Source organism: Geobacillus subterraneus (assembly GCF_001618685.1).
Taxonomy (GTDB): domain Bacteria; phylum Bacillota; class Bacilli; order Bacillales; family Anoxybacillaceae; genus Geobacillus; species Geobacillus subterraneus.
This window is the reverse complement of the sequence record NZ_CP014342.1, coordinates 3,152,545-3,171,196: the sequence shown is the minus strand read 5'-3', so window position 1 is coordinate 3,171,196 and position 18,652 is coordinate 3,152,545. Positions and strand designations below refer to the sequence as shown.

The 18,652-nt window shown below is 52.2% G+C and carries 15 protein-coding genes and 2 tRNA genes; all 17 read left to right on the top strand.

Features of this window, described 5'->3' with window-relative positions:
• Positions 1 to 50: 50 nt before the first annotated feature.
• Entirely contained in the window at positions 51 to 3,584 is a 3,534-nt protein-coding gene (gene mfd, locus GS3922_RS15465) for a transcription-repair coupling factor (protein WP_063167044.1), read from the top strand.
• 227 nt (positions 3,585 to 3,811) lie between these two features.
• The gene (gene spoVT / locus GS3922_RS15460) at positions 3,812 to 4,348 is read left to right on the top strand and encodes a stage V sporulation protein T (protein ID WP_063167043.1); all 537 of its coding nucleotides are present in this window, start codon (positions 3,812 to 3,814) and stop codon (positions 4,346 to 4,348) included.
• 250 nt (positions 4,349 to 4,598) lie between these two features.
• Positions 4,599 to 6,155: a putative polysaccharide biosynthesis protein gene (locus tag GS3922_RS15455; RefSeq protein ID WP_063167042.1), complete on the top strand. Its 1,557-nt coding sequence runs from the start codon at positions 4,599 to 4,601 to the stop codon at positions 6,153 to 6,155.
• A gap of 6 nt (positions 6,156 to 6,161) precedes the next feature.
• Positions 6,162 to 7,622: a bifunctional methyltransferase/pyrophosphohydrolase YabN gene (yabN, locus tag GS3922_RS15450; RefSeq protein ID WP_063167041.1), complete on the top strand. Its 1,461-nt coding sequence runs from the start codon at positions 6,162 to 6,164 to the stop codon at positions 7,620 to 7,622.
• 11 nt (positions 7,623 to 7,633) lie between these two features.
• Positions 7,634 to 7,909, top strand: a complete 276-nt coding sequence (locus tag GS3922_RS15445; RefSeq protein ID WP_063167040.1) for an RNA-binding S4 domain-containing protein — start codon at positions 7,634 to 7,636, stop codon at positions 7,907 to 7,909.
• 120 nt (positions 7,910 to 8,029) lie between these two features.
• On the top strand, positions 8,030 to 8,335 hold the full coding sequence (yabP, locus tag GS3922_RS15440) for a sporulation protein YabP (protein WP_063167039.1): 306 nt from the start codon (positions 8,030 to 8,032) through the stop codon (positions 8,333 to 8,335).
• Positions 8,332 to 8,964, top strand: a complete 633-nt coding sequence (gene yabQ / locus GS3922_RS15435) for a spore cortex biosynthesis protein YabQ (RefSeq protein ID WP_063167038.1) — start codon at positions 8,332 to 8,334, stop codon at positions 8,962 to 8,964. The genes yabP and yabQ overlap by 4 nt, the downstream gene beginning before the upstream one ends.
• A gap of 15 nt (positions 8,965 to 8,979) precedes the next feature.
• Positions 8,980 to 9,351, top strand: coding sequence for an FtsB family cell division protein (locus GS3922_RS15430; protein ID WP_063167037.1), 372 nt, complete (start codon positions 8,980 to 8,982; stop codon positions 9,349 to 9,351).
• Between the two features lie 121 nt (positions 9,352 to 9,472).
• On the top strand, positions 9,473 to 9,871 hold the full coding sequence (locus tag GS3922_RS15425) for a S1 domain-containing RNA-binding protein (protein WP_008881703.1): 399 nt from the start codon (positions 9,473 to 9,475) through the stop codon (positions 9,869 to 9,871).
• Positions 9,872 to 10,049: 178 nt separating this feature from the next.
• Positions 10,050 to 10,123, top strand: a tRNA-Met gene (locus tag GS3922_RS15420).
• A 14-nt stretch (positions 10,124 to 10,137) separates the two neighbouring features.
• Positions 10,138 to 10,209 (top strand) — tRNA-Glu (locus tag GS3922_RS15415).
• A gap of 196 nt (positions 10,210 to 10,405) precedes the next feature.
• A complete protein-coding gene (spoIIE, locus tag GS3922_RS15410) occupies positions 10,406 to 12,883 on the top strand; it encodes a stage II sporulation protein E (protein ID WP_063167036.1) in 2,478 nt (825 codons plus the stop codon).
• 66 nt (positions 12,884 to 12,949) lie between these two features.
• On the top strand, positions 12,950 to 13,690 hold the full coding sequence (locus GS3922_RS15405) for a vWA domain-containing protein (RefSeq protein WP_063167035.1): 741 nt from the start codon (positions 12,950 to 12,952) through the stop codon (positions 13,688 to 13,690).
• The gene (locus GS3922_RS15400; RefSeq protein ID WP_063167034.1) at positions 13,653 to 14,630 is read left to right on the top strand and encodes a protein kinase domain-containing protein; all 978 of its coding nucleotides are present in this window, start codon (positions 13,653 to 13,655) and stop codon (positions 14,628 to 14,630) included. The genes GS3922_RS15405 and GS3922_RS15400 overlap by 38 nt, the downstream gene beginning before the upstream one ends.
• Positions 14,631 to 14,686: 56 nt before the next feature.
• Positions 14,687 to 16,081: a tRNA lysidine(34) synthetase TilS gene (tilS, locus tag GS3922_RS15395; RefSeq protein ID WP_063167033.1), complete on the top strand. Its 1,395-nt coding sequence runs from the start codon at positions 14,687 to 14,689 to the stop codon at positions 16,079 to 16,081.
• Positions 16,082 to 16,092: 11 nt separating this feature from the next.
• Entirely contained in the window at positions 16,093 to 16,638 is a 546-nt protein-coding gene (gene hpt, locus GS3922_RS15390) for a hypoxanthine phosphoribosyltransferase (RefSeq protein ID WP_063167032.1), read from the top strand.
• 94 nt (positions 16,639 to 16,732) lie between these two features.
• Entirely contained in the window at positions 16,733 to 18,631 is a 1,899-nt protein-coding gene (gene ftsH, locus GS3922_RS15385; protein WP_063167031.1) for an ATP-dependent zinc metalloprotease FtsH, read from the top strand.
• Positions 18,632 to 18,652 lie beyond the last annotated feature (21 nt).

The following is an 18,652-nucleotide window of genomic DNA, read 5'->3' as shown; positions in this document are numbered from 1 at the left end:
TTTTGCGTTTTCGCCAGATGACGCTGGTGTTGAGAGGAGGGAGGATAGGGGTGCTTTCGCTGCATCGCTATTTAGCTGAAAACCAAGATGTTCGCACGATCATTGAAGGAATCCATGCCCGCCTGAAAGAACAGCTTGTCGCCGGGCTGTCCGGGTCGGCTCGGTCTGTTTTTATCTCCACCCTTTATAAGGAGACGGGCCGGCCGATGTTAGTTGTGGCCCATAACTTGTTTCAGGCGCAAAAAATACATGACGATCTCGTTTCACTGCTTGGACCGGACGACGTGTTTCTTTATTCGGTCAACGAAGTGATCGCCGCCGAAATGGCGATCGCCAGTCCGGAGATGAAGGCGCAACGTCTCGAAATTATGAACCATTGGGCGCAGGGCGGAAAAGGGATCGTCGTCTGTCCGGCGGCTGGCTTGCGGCGCTTGCTGCCACCGCTGTCGCTTTGGAAACGTTACTTGTTCACGTTCTCGGTTGGACAAGAGCTCAATTTGGAACGCGATAAACAGCTGTTTGTCGAAATGGGATACAAGCGGGTCGCCACTGTTTCCGCTCCTGGGGAGTTCAGCATCCGCGGGGGGATCGTTGATATTTATCCGCTAACGGCGGAGCTGCCGTATCGGATTGAGCTGTTTGATACAGAAATTGAATCGATTCGAACGTTCACCCCTGATGATCAGCGTTCGCATGAGCAGGTGGAACGTGTAATGATTGGGCCAGCTGACGAAATCATTCTTGATGAGGAGGCGCGGCGACGGGGAATCGAGCGGATCGAGGCTGGGCTTGCGGCCAGCTTAGAAAAAATGAAAGATGACGCCGCCAAGCAGCGGATGTACGAGCATATCCACGCTGAGCTAGAACAGCTGCGCGAGGGGCAGGAAATCGAGCAACAGTATAAATATATGTCTCTTTTTTATGAAAAAGCTGCGAGTTTACTAGATTACATGCCGGAAGACGGCGTGCTGCTGATGGATGAAATGAGCCGGTTGCAGGAGACGGCTGAGCGGCTGGATCGCGAAGAGGCGGAATGGTATACAAGCTTGCTTGACAGCGAAAAAATGATTCATGATGTACCGATTTCGCATTCATTTTCTGAATTGTTGCAAAAGCATCGATTCCAACGGGTGTACTTATCCTTATTTTTGCGTCATGCACCGCATACCCATCCGCAAAATGTCGTCAATATTACATGCAAGCAAATGCAAAACTTTCATGGCCAAATAGCGCTTCTTCAGTCTGAGATGGAGCGGTGGAAAAAGGCGAACTATGCGGTCGTCTTTTTGGCGCCGGATGACGAGCGGGTGAAAAAGCTGCAGTCGCTGCTTGAAGATTACGAGATCGATGCGCTGCCGCTGCCGCGCGAAGCGGCGCTGTTGCACGGCAAATGCCAGCTCCTTCAAGGCGATTTAAACACAGGGTTTGAACTGCCGCTGCAAAAACTGGCCGTCATCACTGAGGAAGAACTGTTCAAAAAGCGGGCCAAACGCCCAGCGCGTCGGCAAAAGCTATCTAACGCCGAGCGGATCAAAAGCTATGCCGAACTGCAAGTCGGCGACTATGTCGTCCATGTCAACCACGGCATCGGGAAATATTTAGGCATCGAGACGTTAGAAATCAACGGAGTGCATAAGGATTATATTCATATCCAATACCAAGGCGGCGATACGCTGTACGTCCCGGTCGATCAAATGGATCAAGTGCAGAAGTACGTCGGTTCGGAAGGAAAAGAGCCGAAAATTTATAAGCTCGGCGGTACGGAATGGAAAAAAGTCAAAAAGAAAGTGGAGTCGTCTGTCCAAGACATTGCAGAAGATTTAATCAAGCTGTACGCTGAGCGCGAGGCAAGCAAAGGATATGCGTTTTCCCCGGATACAGAAATGCAGCGCGAATTTGAGGCGGCGTTTCCATATCAAGAGACGGAAGACCAGCTCCGTTCAATTGAGGAAATTAAGCGCGATATGGAAAGCGAGAAACCGATGGACCGCCTCCTTTGTGGCGACGTTGGCTATGGGAAAACAGAAGTGGCGCTGCGGGCGGCGTTTAAAGCGATTATGGACGGCAAACAAGTCGCCTTCCTCGTGCCGACGACGATTTTGGCCCAGCAACATTACGAAACTGTCCGCGAACGGTTTCAAGGGTTTCCGATTAACGTCGGGCTGTTAAATCGGTTTCGGACGAAAAAACAGCAGGCGGAGACAATTAAAGGGTTAAAAGACGGCACGATCGACATGGTGATCGGCACGCACCGGCTGTTGTCCAAAGACGTGAAGTTTAAAGATTTAGGCTTGCTCATTATCGACGAGGAACAGCGGTTTGGTGTGGCGCATAAAGAAAAAATTAAGCAGCTGAAGGCGAATATCGACGTGCTCACACTCACGGCGACGCCGATCCCACGCACGCTCCATATGTCGATGATCGGGGTGCGCGATTTGTCGATCATCGAGACACCGCCGGAAAACCGCTTCCCGGTCCAGACGTACGTTATGGAATACACGCCTGAACTTGTGAAAGAAGCCATTGAGCGGGAGCTCGCCCGCGATGGGCAAGTCTTTTTCCTTTATAACCATATTGAAGATATCGACTTGAAAGCGGAAGAAATCGCCCAGCTTGTCCCAGAAGCGCGCGTGACGTTTGCGCACGGGCGGATGTCGGAAGCTGAGCTCGAATCGACGATTTTAGCCTTTCTGGAAGGGCAATATGACGTGCTTGTTACAACGACGATTATTGAGACGGGCGTCGATATTCCGAACGTCAATACGCTCATCGTATACGACGCCGACCGGATGGGGCTTTCGCAGCTGTACCAGCTGCGCGGGCGCGTCGGCCGTTCAAACCGTGTCGCTTATGCGTACTTCACGTACCGGAAAGACAAGGTGCTGAACGAGACAGCGGAAAAACGGCTGCAAGCTATTAAAGAGTTCACCGAGCTTGGCTCCGGGTTTAAAATTGCCATGCGCGATTTGTCGATCCGCGGCGCCGGCAATATTCTCGGCGCTGAACAGCACGGCTTTATCGATTCGGTCGGATTTGATTTATACTCGCAAATGCTGAAAGAGGCGATTGAAAAACGGCGCGGCCTCAAACGGGAAGAGGAGCGCCCGGATGTTGTCATCGATGTGGAAGTCGATGCCTATATTCCAGATGCGTACATTTCCGATGGATTGCAAAAGATCGAGATGTACAAGCGGTTTAAGGCGGTTGAGACGCTCGAGGATGTCGAGGCGCTGCGCGAGGAGATGGCCGACCGCTTCGGTGATTATCCGGATGAGGTGGCTTATTTGTTCCAAATTGCGGAAATTAAAGCGTTGGCGAAGCAGCTCGGTGTCGAATCGATTAAGCAGCACAAGCAGCAAATCGATCTTTTATTTACCGAACAGGCGTCGAAAACGGTGGAAATCCAGCGCCTATCCGGCATCGGCCGCCAGCATGGCCGCCTGTTCGGATTTGGCATGGATGGGGCGAAGCTGAAAATCGTCCTTTATATTAAGCAAATGAAACCGCACGAATGGCTGATGATCTTGTATGAAACATTAAAGCAGCTGTCCGGGGTGGAAAACGAAAAATCGATTATCGCGTAACCGGGATGAAAAATCGCGTTTTGTTTCCGTTTTGCATGTTTATGTTTCCGCTAATGCGGCGATAATGAATGATGGGCAATTTTATCTAAAATGGCCAAAATCACTTTCATCGCGTATAGAACGTGGATTGTGAAGGATACTAATGACAACAATGGTGAATTCCCCATCACAAAAGGGTTCATCGGAGTATCCTTCAAATCCTAGATGAAAGTGAGGGTATACAAAACATGAAAGCAACCGGTATTGTTCGTCGGATTGATGACTTAGGAAGGGTTGTCATTCCGAAGGAAATTCGGAGAACGTTACGCATTCGCGAGGGAGATCCGCTCGAAATATTTGTTGACCGCGATGGAGAGGTCATTTTGAAAAAATACTCGCCGATCAGCGAGCTAGGCGACTTTGCCAAAGAGTACGCCGAGGCGCTGTTTGACAGCCTCGGGCAGCCGGTGCTCATTTGTGACCGCGACGTGTTTATCGCTGTCGCCGGCGTTTCGAAAAAAGAGTATATGAACAAAAGCGTCAGCCCGTTAGTGGAAAAGGCGATGGAAGATCGCACTTCCGTCCTCCATACGGAGGAGGGAGAGGTAGAGTTAGTAGACGGGATGACGGAGACGTTGAAGTCATATACGATCGGTCCGATTGTCGCCAACGGCGATCCGATCGGAGCGGTCATCATTTTATCGCGCGAGAAGACGCTCGGCGAAGTGGAACATAAAGCGGTCGAAACCGCGGCCAGCTTTTTAGCCCGGCAAATGGAACAATAGGCGAAACAAGAAGGCAGCTTCGCAAGCTGCCTTTTTTCCGTCCGTTTAGCCAGAGGGGAAAAATCTATGACCAGCGGACTGGCAGGCCATCATCTTTCCTTTGTCGCGCAGCCCGATGTTGCGCTATAATATCGAGCGTAGCCATGGCGATGGAACCGTCGGGCGGCGTCAACCGTCTCCGCTGCTGGCGAATGTCCCCAGGCCTGGCCATCCGTCGGCGAACGCCATAAAAGGCGGGAGGAAAAACGATATGGGGAACGTATGGAAAGGCGCGGCTGTATTGACCGTTGCTGCTTTGCTGACGAAGCTGTTAAGCGCATTGTACCGCGTCCCGTATCAAAATATGGTCGGGGATGTCGGTTTTTATATTTACCAACAGGTGTATCCGATTTACGGCATTGTCGTGGCCCTGTCGCTAGCTGGCTATCCGGTCGCCATCTCGAAGCTCATCGCCGAGCGGTTGGCGGAAGGGGATGAAGCGGGGGCGGCCGCGGTCAGGCGCGTCGCGCTCCTGTTGTTAAGCGCGCTCGGTGTGATGCTGTTTGCCGTTTTGTACGCGGGGGCCGAAGCGGTGGCGTCATGGATGGGTGACAGACGGCTTGAATCACTGTTGCGGTTGCTTTCCTTTTCATTTTTATTTTTTCCGTTGATCGCTGTGCTGCGCGGTGATTTCCAAGGCCAGCATGACATGGTGCCGACCGCGGTGTCCCAAGTTGGTGAGCAGCTCGTGCGGGTGACAGCGATTTTAGGGCTGTCATATTGGGCGCTGCGGCGCGGCGCTGATGTGTATTCGTGCGGCATGGCAGCGATCGCTGGAACGCTGGTCGGCATGGCAGCGGCACTCCTTATTTTGCTCTTTTACGCGGCGAAGCGCGGACGAAAAAAAACAACCGGCCGCACGCCGCCGGCTTCGGTTCTGTATATGGGCCGACGCTTGTTGACGGCTGGAACGATCGTTTGTTTGACCAATATGGCATTGACATTGATTCCGCTTGTTGACTCGTTTTTGTTTGTCCCGCTTCTTCGTGAAACCGGGGCAAAGCTGGATGAGGTGAAATGGCTGAAAGGCGTGTATGACCGCGGACAGCCGCTCATCCAGCTGGGTACGGTTGTCGGCACATCGCTCTCATTGGCGCTTGTCCCATTTATCTCCAGTACCCGACGCGGCCAAGGAGCCGCTTTCACGCCAGGCCTGTTGCCGCTTCGGCTCGCTGCTGTCATCGGGGTCGGTGCTTCCTTAGGGCTCATTTGCCTGATCCGGCCGATCAATACGATGTTGTTTGAAAATGACCGCGGATCACTCGTTCTTGCTGTCTTATCCGCTTCCATCTTTTTTACAACGATGGCGCTGACTGCGTCCGCCATGCTGCAAGGAATGGGGAAAGAGTGGGCGGCCGCTGCCGGTGTGGCGGTGGCGGTAGCGGGAAAAATGGCGCTTATGCATTGGTTGGTGCCGCCGTTTGGCGTCCTTGGTGCGGCTTTCGCGACAACCGGGGCCTACGCGTTCATGGCTTGCTTTTTATACGTACGCCTGCGGCGCGAGTGCCAGTTGGCTCACGCCCAAAAGTATGTCTATCCAATTGTTAAGGCCGGCATTGCGATGGTTGTCGTGCTGCAGTTATATAGGTGGCTCATGGATGCTTCCGCCGGCGGACGCTTATGGGCAGCCGCCGAGGCGCTTGGCGGCGTCGCCGTCGGTGCGATCGTCTACATCGTTTTCATTGTCAAAGGGAACGTTTTCTCCGAGCAGGAACTGTCTGCTCTCCCGTTGGCCAATAAAATTCGTTTACTATTAGGAAGCAGGTGATCGGCGATGAATACGATTTATATTTTCGGCCTTGGCGCCGGGGATTTCGAACAGCTGCCGGTCGGCGTGTATCGAAAGCTAAAGCGGGCGCATCCGCTCTTTTTGCGGACGAAAGAACACCCGGCTGTGAAGGGGCTTGAGGAGGAAGGAATCGCGTTTACGTCGTTTGATGATGCTTATGAAAAACACGAGCAGTTTGCCGATGTGTATGCAGAAATTGTAGCTATCCTTGTTGAACAGGTGAAGCGCGGCGACGTGTTTTATGCCGTACCTGGCCATCCGCTCGTCGCCGAACGGACGGTGCAGCTCCTTTTCGAAGAGGAGCGGCGCGGCGTTTGCCGAGTCGTGATCGAAGGCGGCCAAAGTTTTTTCGATGCACTGTTTGCTGCGGTACGCATCGATCCGATCGAAGGATTTCAGCTGTTGGATGCGACCGCCTTTCAAGGAGAGGAGTGGTCGCCTTCGTTGCACACCGTTTTTTGCCAAGTGTATGATTCGTTTATCGCCTCGAACGTAAAGCTTTCCCTCATGGAACAGCTTCCTGACGACTACCCGGTCTATATCGTCACCGCGGCAGGAACGAAAGCTGAACAAGTAAAGCAAGTGCCGCTCTACGAACTGGATCGTCAGACGGTGCTCGACAATTTGACGAGCGTCTATGTGCCGCCAGTCAAGGATGAGCCGCTGCTTTACCATCGGTTTGAGACGCTGCGCCGGGTCATCGCGACACTGAGAGGGCCGAACGGCTGTCCGTGGGATCGAAAACAGACGCATGCATCGCTGAAGCGGTATTTGCTTGAAGAGACGTATGAACTGCTTGAAGCGATCGATGAGAACGACGATGACCATATGGTCGAAGAGCTGGGCGATGTGTTGTTGCAGGTGATGCTGCACGCCCAAATCGGCGCCGACCGCGGACTGTTTTCGATCGATGATGTCATCCGCACGTTGACGGCGAAAATGATTCGTCGCCATCCGCACGTGTTTGGCGATGTAACAGCTGAGACAGCCGAACAAGTGGTCGTGAACTGGGAAAAAATGAAGGAAGAGGAAAAAGGGGACAGACAGCCGGAATCCATCCTTGCGGACATCCCGAAGAGCCTGCCAGGGACGATGCGGGCGTACGAGCTGCAGAAAAAGGCGGCCAAAGTCGGATTTGACTGGGACGATGTGACGCCCATATGGCAAAAAGTTGAGGAAGAAATGGCCGAATTTCGAGCGGAAACGTCCGGCGGCCGCCGTGCGGAGCTCGTCGGTGAGTTTGGCGACGTATTGTTTGCGCTCATCAACCTCGCCCGGTATTATGACATTCAACCGGAAGAAGCGCTGCAAATGGCAAACGACAAATTTGCCCGCCGCTTTGCCTACATTGAGGAACAAGTGCGAAAAAGCGGCCGGCCGATCACCTCGTTTTCGCTCGCCGAACTTGACCGCTTTTGGGAAGAAGCAAAAGAAAACGGACGGTAAGGGGGAGAATTATGCGTCTTGACAAGTTTTTAAAAGTATCCCGGCTCATTAAACGCCGCACGTTGGCGAAAGAAGTGGCTGACCAAGGCCGGGTATGGATCAACGGCCATGTCGCCAAAGCGAGTTCGGACGTGAAAATCGGTGATGAACTGACGATTCAGTTCGGGCAAAAACGGGTAACGGTAAAAGTGACGGATTTAAAAGAAACAACAAAAAAAGAAGAGGCCGCCGGGCTGTACGAGCTGATCCGCGAAGAGCGGACCGCGCCCGAGCAAGACGGCATCTAATTTGCCTGCAGGCTTGTTCTAAACGATCCCCCGCTGACATACATATGGTACAAACAGCGGATAAGAAAAAGCAGTTGGCTTTGCCGCCTTTCATTCTAAATCGAAATGCGGGGGATGAACATGAATCGCCACGATGAATTTAGCGGGAGTACGAACAAAGGTCCGGTCCAGGAACACGACGTGATCATGCGCGGCCGGCGTCTCCTTGACATTACCGGGGTAAAACAAGTCGAGAGTTTTGACAATGAGGAGTTTTTGCTTGAGACGGTCATGGGTTTTTTAGCGATCCGCGGGCAAAACTTGCAGATGAAAAACTTAGATGTGGATAAAGGTGTTGTTTCGATCAAGGGACGCATTTTCGATCTCGTTTATTTAGATGACCACCAGGAGAAAGCTAAAGGATTCTTTAGCAAGTTGTTCAAATGAGCATCACGACGCAGCTTCTCACTATGCTGACGATGATCGGCATGGGGGGCTGGCTTGGCATGGCGCTTGATACGTACAACCGATTTTTAAAACGGGAAGAACGGGCGCACTGGCTCGTCTTTGTGAACGATGTGTTATTTTGGGCAGTGCAGGCGCTCCTTGTGTTTTATGTCTTGTTGCTCGTCAATGATGGCGAGCTTCGCTTTTATCTTTTTTTGGCGCTTTTATGCGGATATGCCGCTTACCAAAGTCTGCTCCGTTCGTTGTACGTCCGGGTGCTTGAGTGGCTCATTTGGCTGGCGGTGCGGCTCGGACAGGCGCTCGCCCAGCTGTTCCGCTATACGGTGATCCGCCCCCTCGTCCTCCTTGGACAAATGGCGTTAGCGCTTCTTTTGTTTGCCTGGAGGCTTGTCGTATGGGCGGCTCGGTTTTTGTTGCTCGTCGTCTGGAAAACCGTCCTTCTCTTGTTCGCCCCGCTGCGCTGGATAGGTATAGCCGTTTGGCGGCGGGTGCCGCCGCATCGTCGAGTCCGGGTGGAAAAATTTTTTCGCCGCTTAAAAGGATTTGCTGGACAAATCAAGAATACAAAAGAGAAAATAGGCATGTGGCTTGCGAAATGGCGGAAATAAAAGAGGTGCAAATGCATGAACGTGCCCCGGAAACCGAACGTGACGAAAATTCAGTCTACCTACGTATCAGAGCAGGAAGAAAAAAAGCGGAAGGCATCGAAGAGGCGGCGGGTTGTGGCCGTCCGTTTAGCCTTTTGGGCTTCGCTGTTTACGGTGTTCGCTTCAGTCCTCCTCTACGCGTTGCACCTGCAGGCGAAGACGATCGACGGAAAAACAGCGGAAAAACAAAGGCTAAAAGAGGAGCTTGCGAAGCTCGAACGGCAAGAAAAGCAGCTCAAAGAGGAAATGAAAAAACTGCACGACGATGATTACATCGCTGAGCTGGCACGAAAAAAATATTATTTATCGAGAGACGGGGAAATTATTTTTGTCCTTCCAGAAAAGTGATATTTTACCTGACGGATGCCCGTTCAATACGGGCATCCGTCATATTGACACTTATTTTTTTCATTCGCTATAATGAAAGCAACACCATCTTTAAAGCGTTTTAAGGAGGAGCACTTTTTTTATGTCGATTGAAGTAGGCAGCAAGTTACAAGGCAAAGTCACAGGCATTACGAAATTCGGGGCGTTTGTAGAGCTGCCGGAGGGTGTGACAGGGCTCGTTCACATTAGCGAAGTAGCCGATAACTATGTCAAGGACATCAACGATCATTTGAAAGTCGGCGACATGGTGTATGTGAAAGTGATCAACGTCGGTCAAGATGGAAAAATCGGCCTGTCCATTCGCAAAGCAAAAGACACGCCTTCTTCGCAGCGGCCGCGCCACCGAGCGCACGACCGCTCTGCGGCTGACAGTTTAGAACAAAAAATCAGCCGCTTCCTCAAAGAGAGTGAGGACCGGTTGGCGTCGTTGCGCCGCCATACGGAATCCAAGCGGGGAGGTCGTGGAGCGAGACGCGGGTAACTTGCTGCTGAACACATGTCGGAAAGATGATGAATACGGGGACAATGAGCATCCATCGTCATGGATGCTTCTTTGTTTCGACGGCAAAAAAGGAAGGATACATTTTCCTTCTATCTTTTTTCATTGTGCATATTGACAATCATCATTTCCTCTATTATGATAATAACTGTTGTCACACGGCGGTGTAGCTCAGCTGGCTAGAGCGTACGGTTCATACCCGTGAGGTCGGGGGTTCGATCCCCTCCACCGCCATGAAAATCAACTATGGCCCGTTGGTCAAGTGGTTAAGACACCGCCCTTTCACGGCGGTAACACGGGTTCGAATCCCGTACGGGTCATCGCGAACGAGCATTCGCTATCAAGCGACATGCTCGTTTTTCTTTTTGTCTGCTTCTGTCGGAACGGGCATCCTGTCGGCGCATCATCGGGGAAAACGTCGAACGATTTTTCATTTTACTCCGTTGTTTTGACAAATTTCTGATAATTCGAGCGATATAATAGGGGGTAATAGAAAAGCAAAGGAGAGGATCGGGAATGGAAAGAGTAGAAAGAGGGACGGTGCGCCGCATTTCGGAAGTGCCGATTAATGAAACGCAAGCGACTTTGTCGCGCTGGGTGCGCCATGTGAAGCTGCGCCTTGGTCACCTGTTCGTTCATCAAGGGTTTTTGCTTCTCCTTGTCGGCTTTTTGCTGGGACGGGCGTTAATTTTAGCGAAATTGACCCCGTTTGCGCTGCCGTTTTTCGTCTCTGTCTATATGTTGCGCCGTGACAAGGCAGCCTTCGCTTTCATTTCGCTGCTGGCCGGCGCATTGACGCTGTCGTTTGATGCTGTGCTGTTTGTCGGCGTTTCCATTTTTGGCTTCCTCTTTATTTACGGATGGGTGCGGAAAGTGATTAGCGAATCATTAAAACTTGTACCGTTCGTCGTTTTTGCCGTATCGCTGGCAACAAAATGGGCCATCTCCTATTACTGGATTGGGGAGCGGACGGCGTACGGGGCGGCCATGGCGGTTGTGGAAGCCGGGCTTTCGCTCGTGCTGACATTGATTTTTATGCAAAGCATTCCGCTATTGACGGTACGGAAACATAAACATGCGCTGCGGGCGGAAGAAATGATTTCACTAATTATTTTGCTGGCTTCGATGCTGACCGGGATGATCGGCTGGTCGGCGTACGGCTTATCGCTCGAACATGTCATGTCGCGCTACCTCGTTTTATTGTTTGCTTTTGTAGCGGGGGCGGCGACCGGTTCAACCGTCGGGGTCGTCACCGGGCTCGTCTTGAGCTTGGCGAACGTCGGCAACTTGTCTGAAATGAGTTTGCTTGCTTTTGCTGGACTGCTCGGCGGCCTGCTGAAAGAAGGGCGAAAGCCAGGAGTCGCCTTTGGGCTCATTGTCGCGACGCTGCTGATGGGCTTGTACGGGAACGGAAAAACGGAGCTCGTGCCAACGCTGCTTGAATCAAGCATCGCTATTGTGCTGTTTTTGTTCACGAGCCGTTCGCTGACAGAGAAAATTGCCAAACATATTCCCGGCACGGCGGAATATATCAACGAGCAGCAGCAATACGTCCGCAAAATCCGCGATGTGACGGCACAGCGCGTTTCACAGTTTTCGAACGTCTTTCAGGCGCTGGCAGAAAGCTTTTCGCCTGAGCCGCTGTCGGATGCCGACGAATACCATGAACGGGAGGTCGATTATTTTCTCGGCGATATTACGGAAAAGACGTGTCAAACGTGCTTTAAGAAAGCGCAATGCTGGGCGGCCAACTTCAGTACAACATATGCGTATATGAAGCAAATGATGCATGAGGCGGATGAAAAAACGCTGTCACAAAACCATCAGCTGTTGCGTGAATGGGAACGGTATTGCGTCAAAGCGGGCAAAGTGGTTGACGCGATTGAAAAAGAGATGGTGACGTATCAGGCGAACCGCAAGCTGAAACGGCAAGTTTACGAAAGCCGGAAACTCGTGGCTGAGCAGTTGTTAGGCGTTTCGCAAGTCATGGACGATTTTGCGAAAGAGATTCAGAAGGAGCGGGAAAACCATTATTTGCAAGAAGAACAAATTTATCATGCCCTGCAAGAGTTTGGCATCGAAATCGGGCACGTGGATATTTATAGTTTAGAAAAAGGAAATATCGATATTGAAATGAGTATTCCTTACTGCGAAGGGCGCGGTGAGTGCGAAAAACTGATTGCGCCGATGCTGTCGGACATTTTAGGAGAGACGATTGTCGTCAAGCGCGAGGAATGTGCTGCCTATCCGAATGGCTATTGCCGCGTTGCCTTCGGTTCGACGAAAGCGTTTGTCGTCGAGACAGGCGTGGCATTCGCCGCCAAAGGGGGCGAGCTCATCTCCGGCGACAGCTATGCAACGATTGAGCTTGGCACCGGCAAATACGCCGTTGCCATTAGCGACGGCATGGGCAACGGGGAACGGGCGCATTACGAAAGCCGCGAAACGCTGCATTTGCTGCAAAAAATCTTGCAGACAGGAATGGATGAATCGATCGCCATTAAATCGATCAATTCCATTTTGGCGCTGCGGACGACAGAAGATATGTATGCGACCCTTGATTTGGCGATCATCGATTTGCAAAACGCGGCGACGAAGTTTTTGAAAATCGGGTCGACGCCAAGCTTCATTAAGCGCGGCAACAAGGTGATGAAAGTAGAGGCGAGCAATTTGCCGATGGGCATTATTAAAGAAGTCGAATTCGATGTGGTCAGCGAACAGCTGAAATCGGGCGACTTGCTCATCATGATGAGCGACGGTGTATTTGAAGGGCCGATGAATGTAGAGAACCATGACGCTTGGATGAAACGGAAAATCCAAGAGTTGAAAACGACCGACCCGCAAGAAGTCGCTGATGTGATTATGGAGGAAGTGATCCGGCAGTGCGGCGGCGAGATTGAAGACGATATGACCGTCGTTGTCGCCAAAGTGCGGCACAACACGCCAAAATGGGCGACGATTCCGGCATATATGTATATGAAAAAGGCGCAGTAGCGCGCGTATAAAAACGTTCCCCTGCGGCGATGATGGTAATACATTTCGCTGAGGAGGGGAACGAACATGCGAAAGGGAACGTTGCGGCAGATTTTGCTCATTACCGACGGCTGCTCCAATCATGGGGAGGATCCGGCCGCCATGGCGGCATTGGCGCGGGAACAGGGCATTACCGTGAACGTGATCGGCGTGTTAGACCAAGACACGATCGATGAAAATGGTCAGCGGGAAATTGAAGCGATTGCGGCCGCCGGCGGCGGGATGAGCCAGGTTGTATATGCCAAGCAGCTGTCGCAAACGGTGCAGATGGTGACGCGCCAGGCGATGACACAGACGCTGCAAGGGCTCGTTAACCGTGAATTAAAACAAATATTTGGTTCGGACGTTTCGCTGGAAGATTTGCCGCCGGACAAGCGCGGCCAAGTGATGGAAGTCGTCGATGAACTTGGGGAAACGGCTGCGCTCGACGTGCTTATTTTAATCGACACGAGCGGGAGCATGAAAACGAAATTACCGACGGTCAAAGAGGCGCTCATCGATTTATCGCTCAGTTTAAATGCGCGCATGGGTGAAAACCGTTTTTCCGTCTTCATCTTTCCGGGAAAACGGGAACATGCCGAAAAAATGATCGATTGGACACCGAAGATGGAGGAGCTGTCCACCATCTTTCCGAAATTGGCGTCAGGCGGGCTGACGCCGACAGGGCCGGCGCTGCGCGAAGCGATCGCCCATTTCGGCCGCAAACGGTCGCTAAGGAGCTGGATTGGCGATGGCGATGAGCCATACATCGAAGAATCGTCTTTGTAATCTTCCGCCCGGCACGGTCGTCACCGGCAAATGGCACGGCCGTTCGTATCGGCTGCTGCGGCGGCTCGGCAGCGGGGCGAACGGCGTCGTCTACTTGGCGGAAAGCAACGGCCATCGCGTCGCTGTGAAACTGAGCGACGATTATGCGTCGTTGGCCTCGGAAATGAATATTTTACGCCGTTTTTCCAAGGTCCAGGGGGTTACCCTCGGGCCTTCTTTGCTGGAAGCTGATGACTGGCGAAGCCCGCTCGTGCGGGAAACGGTCCCATTTTATGTGATGGAGTATATTGAAGGGGAAAACTTCACCGCCTTTGTCCGCCGCCGCGGAAAAGAATGGGCGCCGGTGCTGCTTGTGCAGCTGTTGTCTGTGCTTGAGCGGCTGCACGAGGAGGGGTGGGTGTTTGGCGACTTAAAACCAGACAATTTAATCGTTACCGGATCGCCGCCATCCGTCCGGCTGTTGGACGTAGGAGGGACGACGCTGCAAGGAAGGGCGGTCAAAGAGTTTACCGAGCTGTACGACCGCGGTTATTGGGGGCTTGGGTCGCGCAAAGCTGAGCCGTCGTACGATTTGTTTTCAGCGGCGATGGTGATGATTGCAGCCTGTTATCCGGGGCATCTCGAGAAAACAGGCGACGGGCGATCACAGCTTTTCAAAATCATCGAAGCGGACCGCTTTTTAGTCCAATATAAGCACGTTTTGCAAAAAGCGCTCGACGGCCGGTATGCAAACGCTGCCGCCATGCGCCATGACTTATTGGCTGCCTTTTCCCGCCGGTCAGCCGTGAAAAACGAAACAAAGACAGCAGCGCTGAACCGCCGGTCGGGGCGGCGGGCGAAAAAGCGCCGCAAAGTGGGTGCGATTGCTGAAACGGTATTGATCGCCGCCCTGTTGCTTAGCGCGTACGGTTTTTATATATACTGGCAACTAACGATGTAATTTATGGTACAATAGCTGTCGGGGGAAGCTAAAAGGGAGCGAAGAGGTTTTCTTGAATGATGGATAAAGTGTGCGCCTTTATTGATAGGCATAAGCTGCTTACGGAAGGGGCGACGGTCATTGTCGGTGTTTCCGGAGGACCAGATTCGCTTGCGCTTTTGCACTTCTTCTGTTCGCTTCGGGAGGAGTGGAAGCTTCAGCTCGTGGCGGCCCATGTTGACCATATGTTCCGCGGGCGGGAATCGGAAGAAGAGATGGAATTTGTGAAACGTTTTTGCGCCGAGCACCGTATTTTATGTGAAGCGGTGCAAATCGACGTTCCGGCCTTTCAGCGGCGCACGGGCCTCGGCGCCCAAGAGGCGGCGCGGAATTGCCGATATGGCTTTTTCGCTGAATTGGTGAAAAAATATCAAGCGCAATATGTCGCTTTAGGCCATCATGGCGATGATCAAGTCGAGACGATTTTAATGCGGCTTGTGCGCGGCAGCACAAGCAAAGGGTATGCGGGCATTCCCGTCAAGCGGCCGTTTCATGGCAGCTATCTCATCCGCCCGTTTTTGGCCGTCAGCCGGGCGGAAATTGAAGACTACTGTGAAAAAGAAGGGCTGACCCCGCGCCGGGACCCAAGCAATGAGAAAGACGATTATACGCGCAACCGGTTCCGCCATCATATTGTGCCGCTGTTAAAACAGGAGAATCCGCGCTTGCATGAACGATTTCAGCAATATAGCGAAATCATGGCGGAAGATGAACAATTTTTGGAGGAATTAGCAACGGACGCGCTGAATAAAGTAATGGAAAAACAAAATAGCGATGCTGTGTTGCACATTGCTCCGTTCTTAGCGTTGCCGCGGCCGCTGCAGCGCCGGGCGTTGCAGCGGCTGCTTCTCCGCCTTTACGGGGACATTCCGCCGATGTTGACTTCCGTGCATATCGACCATATACTGATGCTTTGTGAGCGCGGCCGTCCTTCCGGAATGCTCGATTTACCAAAAGGGTTGAAAGTGATTCGTTCGTACGACCATTGTTTGTTTACGTTTGGCCTGCAACGCTGCGCTCAAGGCTACTGGCTGGAGCTGCCGGTTCCGGCGCTATTGCCTCTCCCAAACGGTTACGCAATCGTGAGTGAATTTAGGGAACACTATCCGAGAAAGCAGCTAGGAAATGATGTGTTTGTGGTTGACCCTGCTGCGGTTTCTCTTCCGCTTCACGTACGGACACGCCGCACCGGTGACCGGATGGTGCTCAAGGGGACGGGAGGGACGAAAAAAATTAAAGAGGTTTTCATTGAGGCGAAAATTCCACGGATGGAAAGGGATTGTTGGCCGATTGTGGAAGATGCTGACGGCCGCATCCTTTGGGTGCCCGGATTGAAAAAATCGGCGTTTGAAGCCGGGGAGCGCGGGCAAGCCCGCTATATTTTACTGCGCTATCAGGCGATGAACAGCTAGGAGGCAAAAAGATGGGGATGAAAGACGATATCCAGAAAGTGCTAATCACCGAGGAAGAAATTCAGGAAAAAGTAAAAGAGCTAGGCGGCATATTAACAAAGGAGTATGACGGCCGTTTTCCGCTCGCCGTTGGCGTTCTCAAAGGGGCGATGCCATTTATGGCCGATTTGTTGAAACATATTGATACATATTTGGAAATGGATTTTATGGATGTTTCGAGCTACGGGAATGCGACCGTTTCATCTGGGGAAGTAAAAATTGTGAAAGACTTAAATACATCTGTCGAAGGTCGCGACATTTTGATCATTGAAGATATTATTGACAGCGGGTTGACGCTCAGCTATCTAGTCGATTTATTCCGTTACCGGAAGGCGAATTCGATCAAAATCGTCACCCTCCTTGACAAGCCGTCTGGACGTAAGGCTGATATCCAAGCGGACTACACCGGATTTATTGTCCCGGATGAGTTCGTCGTCGGCTACGGTCTCGATTATGCGGAAAAATATCGCAACCTCCCGTTTATCGGTGTCTTAAAACCAGAAGTGTACCAAAAATAAGCCGGTCATTGTGTGGCGGCCGAATTGTTTGTATTTAGGCAAATTTCTATGATAGTATTGAGTATAGTGTGTTTCATATGGGAGGAGGCAAGAAATGAACCGGATTTTCCGTAACACCATCTTTTATTTGCTGATTTTCCTCGTCGTGATCGGCGTCGTCAGCTTTTTTAACGGAACGAATCAGAGGACCGAGCCGATGACGTACGATGCGTTTATCACTCATCTGGAAAACGGGGACGTCGAGTCGTTTTCCATTAAGCCGGAGCGCGGCGTATATGAAATCCGAGGCCAGTTGAAAACATATAATGAAGGGCAATATTTTTCCACCTACGTGATGAACAGCGACAAAGTGCTTGATCGCATCGATGCAGCGGCGGCACGGACGCGGGTGGAAGTAATGCCAGCGGATGAAACGAGCGGCTGGGTGACGTTTTTCACGTCCATTATTCCGTTTGTCATTATTTTTATTTTGTTTTTCTTCTTGCTGAATCAAGCGCAAGGCGGCGGCAGCCGAGTGATGAATTTCGGCAAAAGCCGGGCGCGGCTATATACGGATGACAAGCGGAAAGTCCGTTTTCGTGACGTGGCTGGGGCGGACGAGGAAAAAGAAGAGCTCGTGGAAATTGTCGAGTTTTTAAAAGACCCGCGCAAATTCGCGGAACTCGGCGCCCGCATTCCAAAAGGGGTGCTGCTTGTCGGGCCGCCGGGTACAGGGAAAACGCTGTTGGCGCGCGCGGTCGCCGGGGAAGCAGGCGTGCCGTTTTTCTCGATCAGCGGGTCGGATTTTGTGGAAATGTTCGTTGGGGTCGGTGCGTCGCGCGTGCGCGACTTGTTTGAAACGGCGAAAAAAAATGCCCCGTGCATCATTTTTATCGATGAAATTGACGCTGTCGGGCGCCAACGCGGCGCCGGTCTCGGCGGCGGCCACGATGAGCGCGAGCAGACGCTCAACCAGCTGCTTGTCGAAATGGACGGCTTTAACGGGAATGAAGGGATCATTATTATTGCAGCGACGAACCGTCCGGATATTTTAGACCCAGCGTTGTTGCGCCCGGGCCGTTTCGACCGGCAAATCACTGTCGACCGGCCGGATGTAAAAGGGCGCGAGGCAGTATTGCGCGTGCATGCCCGCAACAAACCGCTTGATGAATCCGTTGACTTAAAGGCGATCGCCATGCGGACACCGGGATTTTCCGGCGCCGATTTGGAGAACTTGCTGAACGAAGCGGCGCTTGTAGCAGCGCGCCGCAACAAAAAGAAAATCGATATGAGCGATATCGACGAAGCGACGGATCGGGTGATTGCCGGGCCGGCGAAAAAAAGCCGCGTCATCTCGGAAAAAGAGCGGCGCATTGTTGCCTTTCATGAGGCGGGACATACGGTCATCGGCATGGTGCTTGCCGACGCCGAAATGGTGCATAAAGTGACGATCGTCCCGCGCGGCCAGGCCGGCGGCTATGCGGTGATGCTGCCGAAAGAGGACCGTTACTTTATGACTAAAGCGGAACTGATGGATAAAATCACGGGGCTGCTCGGCGGGCGCGTCGCCGAGGAAATTGTGTTCAATGAAGTGAGCACAGGGGCTCATAACGACTTTCAGCGGGCGACGAACATTGCGCGCCGGATGGTGACGGAATTCGGGATGAGCGAAAAACTTGGTCCGCTTCAATTTGGCCAGCCGGGCGGGCAAGTGTTTTTAGGCCGCGACTTGCATAACGAGCAAAACTATAGCGATAAAATCGCCTATGAAATTGACTTGGAGATTCAACGCATCATTAAAGAGTGTTACGATAAGGCGAAACAGATTTTAACGCAGCATCGGGACAAATTGGATTTAATCGCCACGACGCTGTTAGAAGTCGAGACGCTTGATGCCGAACAAATCAAGCATTTGTTCGAGCACGGCACGCTGCCGCCGGATCGCAAAGGGCGCAGCGAAATCGGCAGAGGCGACAGCGATGTAAAAGTGAACATCCAAAAGAAAGAGGAGTAATTAAGGGCTGAACGAAAAGGT